Here is a 6332-nt window from a genome sequence, read left to right on the forward strand (position 1 = left end):
CAGCAAAGGATTTACGCTGCGATACAGACCGTGGATTGTTATTTATGTTGAATTCTTCCAGCTTAAAAAAGATGCCATGAAGCGCGAAAAAGAACTTAAATCAGGCAAAGGAAGAGAATGGTTAAAGCAAAATATACTTCCTGATCGCATATAAAGGACTATAATCGAATGCGTATCAGCTCAGATCCGCAGTCCTGTATCTTGCGGAAATATATTTCCCTATTTTTAGGGGATGACATCGCCCGAAATAAAGAATCCACCTACTTCTATTTTTAAAAAACTCAAGTTTCTGGGGCCTGGATTTATCCTTTCAGCTTCCATCGTTGGATCAGGGGAATTAATCGCCACGACAGTGCTTGGAGCAAAGGGCGGATTTATTACGTTTTGGATCATTTTGGTTAGTTGTCTGATAAAAGTGGCTATCCAATTGGAATTCGGAAAAAATACGATCATCACTGGGCAGCCGCTTATGACATCTTTCTCCTTATTACCGGGACCCAAAAACTGGGCTGTCTGGAGTACCTTTTTATTGACGCTCTTCAAAATAATACAACTAGGCGGGATGATAGGCGGGGCAGCTATTGCGCTTAGTATGTTGATTCCACAACTCTCCCCTACTTTGTTGGCTTTCATTCTCGGGGCAGTTGCCAGTCTGTTGATTTACAGAAATTACTATAGTATAGTAGAGCGAACATCTATGTTCCTGGTTTTTGGCTTTACTATTTTTACACTTGCCTCTGTGGTGGCAGTCAGTTATAGTCCATTTGCTTTTACTATATCGGATGTACTTAGCGGGTTGACTTTTGAGCTTCCCTCAGAATTGATTTTTGTGGCTATAGGGGCATTTGGAATTACTGGGGTAGCCAGTGACGAAATAATAGCCTACACCTATTGGTGTCTAGAGAAGGGGTATGCCAAATTTGCAGGCGAAAATGATGGGAGTCTGGAATGGAAAGATCGAGCTAATGGCTGGATAAAAATCATGTATTTAGATGCCATCGTCGCAATGATTATTTATACCGCAGTTACGGCGGCATTTTATTTATTGGGAGCTTCCATTCTACACGGCAATGAAGATATACCTAGTGGCAATCACTTGATAGAAACTTTAGCCAATATTTACACACAATCGCTTGGAGATAGTGCTAGGCTTGCCTATATCACAGGAGCTTTTTTTGTGCTGTTTTCAAGTGTCTTTGCTACGCTTGCCTATTGGACAAGATTGTTCCCAGACATTTTCGGAGAATTAGGTTGGATAGCTTATGAAGACCTGAAAACCCGAAAAACCTGGGTTGCCCTTTTAGCTTGGATTTTACCGGTTTTGTGGGCAATTGCCTTTGCCTTTGTGAAACTTCCCGCGTTTATGGTTCTGTCTGGTGGCGTAGTTGGATCTATACTTCTTATACTGGTCGTCTATGCAGCAGTTCAGTTTCGATTTAAAAATAGCCCATTAAATCTGGCTTCCGGAATAATAACAACTATCCTATTTTGGCTGAGCGTTCTCTCTATTGGATTAGTATCGGTGTATGGAATTGTAAAGCTTTTCTAACGCAAAAACAGCTATAAATTATAAGCTTAATCTATCCTGGAAGAATTCAATCCGGATTGGTAATCTTTTCTAAAAATGATCTTATCTCATCGCTTTCTGGCCTAGGAGCATTTGGATGTATTAATTTCCCCTTGGGATCAAAAATCAAATACCTTGGAATCCGCGCTACATCCAGTGCTTTTAGATATTCAGATTCTTCTTTGTTTATGGCGACAAAAGATTGCTCTGGAATTGCGATATCATATTTCACAGCGACCTCCTCCCAAAACTTATAATTATCATCAACTGATAAAAATATCACTTCTACTCCTTTGCTTTTATAGGATTCATTTAAAGCTAGCGTTGCAGGGAATGCTTTGATACAAGGGAGGCACCAAGCTGCCCAAAGATCGATGTATAAGTAATTTCCTTTTTTTTGGTCTAAAAGCTCTTCAAAGCTGCTGAAGCTTTTTTGCAGCCCCATCAATTCAACATCTGGATTCAGATCTATGAGGCCTTGGTTAGAAGAATTCAGATAAAGTAGCTGGGCTGGATTATCCAATCGGTCTCCATATCGCTCAAGAATTTCATCTGCTTCCTTAAAGGATAAATGTGGGATTTCCTTTTGTAAATAATGAAAGAGTAGTGATTTTTCCTGGTAATTCAACTCATTTCCAGCAATCAGTGAATCAATTAATACCCTTGATTGAAGCTGAGTTTGATTGGCTAATATCAGGTCAGAAAACTCATCCAAATACACTCTGTTGCCTAGCTGAAAATCATCTATTTCTAGAATTGAACTGATAGACATTTGGGTATTGATAACCAAATTTTCAGGATCGTGTGCTTCCAATTTCGTGCGCTCTAATCCATTTTTAGAATCGTAGAAAGCTTTAAATTCTTCAGTAATTAAACCGGCCTTCGCTAGGGAATCCAGCCAATCCAGCTCTCTTCGAAATCCCTGCATGGCTTCATCTTTGATTCTTTTCAGATCCTCATTAGTTTCCAATTCGAAGGGAAACGCCTTTGTCTCATTCCACAAAAAGTAGAAATCCTGAGCTTTTGAATGGGGTTTACCATATAGCTCAGTATTTCTAAGTAATTCCAGATTGTAATCGTAAGGTGAGCGCTCTTTGCTGATGGAAGTAAGCCATGGCTTTTTGTCTTTCGCTTGGATTAGAATAGAATCTCCCTTTTCGAGAAAAAAAGTGAACTCTACTTGGCTATTGTCTCGATAAACTAAATCAAGTGATTCTTTTGAAGTATTTATTACAAAATCAGCTTCAGGATTAAATGAGATTTCTTCAGGCAGCTGATTATCATCTAAATATTTGAATACTGCCTTCCGTCGCTGAAAAAACTGCTGTGTGACACTATCTTCAAAAACCAATACAATTTGGCCTGGCCCAACAGAGTATATTCTGCTCTCTCCCTTTTCTCCAGAATTGCAGGAACAAAGACCAATAAGTCCCAGAAAAAAGCACATGAAATAAACATTGATATTAGTCTTTTGCATTGCGCTTAAATTGGTGTTCCAGACTTCTATCCTTTTCCAAACTTCTTAAAATAGCTGAATCCAGCCGATGGTTTCTGATGAAATTATAGGTTTTCCAAAAACTTGAATCAAGTTCATATTTGTTATTTTCCACTTCTTCATCTCTGCCAAGTGCATCTTTCGCTCGAATCTTTTTCAAATCCTCAGTCATAGGAACATCAAACCAGATAGTACTGATATCCATTTGATGTATGCCCGCGTCACGATTTATCAATCTTAATTCCTTGTTGCGAATCATTTCCGGATAATAGACTCCATCGACTTCCCTAAACTTCGCGAAAGTCTGATACTCAGCTGATTGATAACTAATTTGATATTCAACAATTGCATGGTTTCTACTGTTTATTTTCAAATAGCTGCTCCCATTTGGAGGATCTTTAGTGCTGAATGCTATTTGATAAATCGTGTCATTTCCCACAATCTCCTCTCCCATAAATCTCCGGTATGTTGGCAACTCTGGAATACCCATAAATCGATCCCCGTCTTTCCCAAACCAAGTTTTGGAATTGTAAGCATCACCTCGAAATCCATTATTATGTTGATAGGTTTTAATAATTTGGTTTGATGATCCGAGAGTACTTCCTGTTGATTTAATATGCTCTCTAATTCGCTGCTTCAGTATTGACATGGAAGAATCAACCTCACCCAATTCGTCGCTTTGTCGTAGCGATTCAAGCTTAATTCGAAGTGACAATCCATCCTTTTTATAGCTAACATCCTCTACCAACACAGCTGCCTCTACGAGCTTTGTAAACTCCTCGTAATTCGTAGATACTTTTCTGTAAAATCCTCTCAGTTGGTGACGATTGTCTGGATAGTTTTTGGGGATATTATCAATCGCTTTCGAAATCATCTCCTCCATAGAATTATCTTCAGGCATCACAGTCACTTCATTCAAAGAAAGTAATTGCCTTTGAAGCTTGAGTGTGTTCCCCGTTTTTGCTAGCGAAGAGATTGACACTTCCTTCTTTTCATATCCAATAGAAGAGATCACTACAATTTCATCCATGAACTGAGAAGGGAAAAAGAACTTAAACTCTCCTCGCTCATCTGCCAAAGCTGAAAAATCAGGGTAGTTCTTTAGGTACAGGTATGCAAATTGGACAGGAGTGGAATCCTCCTTGTCTATGACGACACCGGAAATGCTATTTGCTTGCTGATTTTGTGCGGCTACAAAATGAACCCAAAGAAAAAAGACAGAGAATACTAAAAATCGCATCACCTAATAAAATAAAAAGTCAGAGTATTATCAATATAAAGATAGTCTAACATCCAAAAAGCCATCCGATGTATAGAAAATCTTTTGAATGCACACAAAAATTACCCACGTACATTTATTTAAAATCCTGGATTATAAATCTGCTCTCTCCAACACCAGCACCAAATCCTGATCCAGTGGATTTTCAAACTCAAGAATATGACTTTTTTGAGGTGCTTCGCCATCTAAATAACTATTGTTGATAGGATTAAACCAACGAGCCTTATATTCAATCCCGATGATAGAATATAGTTTTACAGGCTGCTTGGTTGGAGAATAAACCAATATTGTTGACTTATCCTCATTTGCCACTACGGACACAAAGTGATTATAAACCTTATCTCCAGGCTGATTAACTAGCAATTCATTTGCAGGCCTAAAGACCCACCAATTAAATTTGCTGATAAATTCATGTAAATAGCCTATCTGAAGGCTTCCATCAAAATCTACGCTTTCCCTCCAGGTATGCGTTCCTTCCGATGGACCATGATTTTCTATTTCTTCTCCCTCTCTTAGCCAAGGCCATATCCCATTTGCTCCGTAAGTTATCCCCGAAATCGGAGCAGCAAAAATACTCCAATAGGAAGCGTTTCGTACATCTTTTGCAGTGATTTTAAAATTTATTTCCTCATAGTTAGGCTCCGTATTGATAATAGGCATAGGGCGAAGTTTGCTCCAACGGTCTGCAATTGGCCCTTTATTGATCCAATTGACCGTATTTGCCTCATTGGAATGGGAAGATTGATAGGTGATTACATCATACCAACTCTGGTCTTCATACAAGTCTCCTAGCCAGGATATTCCATGTGGATGAAGTGTGACCAAACCTTGATGCTTTCCAGCTCCAAATACCTGAGAACCTATTGACTTCCATCTGTCTTCCAAATCACCGTAATATTTCCCATCTCCACCGAGCGTCCATAGCACATGGTTTCCCTGATATCTTGCCACTATGTAATTGGCCAGCAATACTGCTTCTCTGATGGGTAAATAATAGCCAGGACTGTATTCTGAGCCCTCACCAAAAGGTAGCGCCCATAAAATCACAGGTGAGACAAGCAGCCCCTTTTTATTGGCTTCTTCAATTTTCTGATCCATACGTTCGAAAAACGTTGGATCCAGTGTGATCTTTCCCGATCCGGTAAATGCGACATTTCCTTCTGCATTGGTTGTTCCTCCTCTCCACTGAGTAGTGACTAGCTGAATTGTGTTATAATGGTGTGCTTTTCTATGACTCAAGTAATACTCCCATTCCTCATCGGTTGATTTCAATGCGCCATTCCAAGCCGTGCAGGCAGTCCAAAAAAATGGAGTTCCATCAGCATGGCTTAGATGATAAGTACCTTTGGGCTGAATTAGGTTGCCTTTTTGGTAAACATCCAGTTCGCTTTGATTTTCTATGCATTCAAAAGTGCCACTGACTTCATGGAGACCCGAGTTACTCTTATCAGAAGAAGTGGTTTTGAAGGTCCAAGTTCCTACTTCATTGGGCATAAATCGGACTTTCCAAGTTCTCCCTCCATCCCAAAAGCCTCTTACAGTTTTCTCCTGTCCTGATGGGGATATAAACATGATATCGAAGGTGCCGACATCATATAGTGCATTTGCATAATCCTTCGTACTGGTAAACACGTGTTCAAATCTATCGTATCTAGCCGTTTGGCTGAAAGTATAGTGGTGGAAAATGGAAAACGTAATCAAAAAAAATATCTGTAGGACTTTCATAGGTTTATAATTTTTTCTTCAAGGTCATAACCTGTCCCGTGACGAAGGAAACGGGATGGAATCTCGCATGCAAAATCCAAGTTTAAGATAGCAAAATATCACTACGATTATAAAATCTGATATTCATCACGGTCTATTTAAAGCAAAAAAAGTGGCTGTCTCATATTGATTTTCATTATTGGAGACAGCCTTTTTTATTCAATAGAGGCCGATTTCCTGAAATCGGTCTCTATTTTTTTGACTACTGTTTAACTCTTTAGCAATAG

5 protein-coding genes are annotated in these 6332 nt (G+C 39.2%); 2 read left to right on the top strand and 3 right to left on the bottom strand.

Going from position 1 to position 6332, the window contains the following annotated elements:
* Positions 1–16 precede the first annotated feature (16 nt).
* Together U3A58_RS21500 and U3A58_RS21505 are read left to right on the top strand one after the other, a co-directional pair.
* On the top strand, positions 17–154 hold the full coding sequence (locus U3A58_RS21500; RefSeq protein WP_323826459.1) for a GIY-YIG nuclease family protein: 138 nt from the start codon (positions 17–19) through the stop codon (positions 152–154).
* 78 nt (positions 155–232) lie between these two features.
* The gene (locus tag U3A58_RS21505) at positions 233–1549 is read left to right on the top strand and encodes an Nramp family divalent metal transporter (RefSeq protein WP_323826455.1); all 1317 of its coding nucleotides are present in this window, start codon (positions 233–235) and stop codon (positions 1547–1549) included.
* Between the two features lie 46 nt (positions 1550–1595).
* On the opposite strand, the gene U3A58_RS21510 is transcribed toward U3A58_RS21505, so the two are convergent.
* The 3 genes from U3A58_RS21510 to U3A58_RS21520 all read right to left on the bottom strand — a co-directional run bounded on the left by U3A58_RS21510 (position 1596) and on the right by U3A58_RS21520 (position 6066).
* Complete coding sequence (locus U3A58_RS21510) at positions 1596–3044, bottom strand: TlpA family protein disulfide reductase (RefSeq protein ID WP_323826456.1); 1449 nt, start codon at positions 3042–3044, stop codon at positions 1596–1598.
* Positions 3031–4302, bottom strand: a complete 1272-nt coding sequence (locus tag U3A58_RS21515; protein WP_323826457.1) for a carboxypeptidase-like regulatory domain-containing protein — start codon at positions 4300–4302, stop codon at positions 3031–3033. The genes U3A58_RS21510 and U3A58_RS21515 overlap by 14 nt, the downstream gene beginning before the upstream one ends.
* A 132-nt stretch (positions 4303–4434) precedes the next feature.
* Positions 4435–6066 carry a glycoside hydrolase family 140 protein gene (locus tag U3A58_RS21520; protein WP_323826458.1) on the bottom strand — a complete coding sequence of 544 codons (1632 nt, stop codon included), beginning with the start codon at positions 6064–6066 and terminating at the stop codon, positions 4435–4437.
* Positions 6067–6332 lie beyond the last annotated feature (266 nt).

The sequence above is a fragment of the Algoriphagus persicinus genome, assembly GCF_035156415.1.
GTDB lineage: Bacteria > Bacteroidota > Bacteroidia > Cytophagales > Cyclobacteriaceae > Algoriphagus > Algoriphagus persicinus.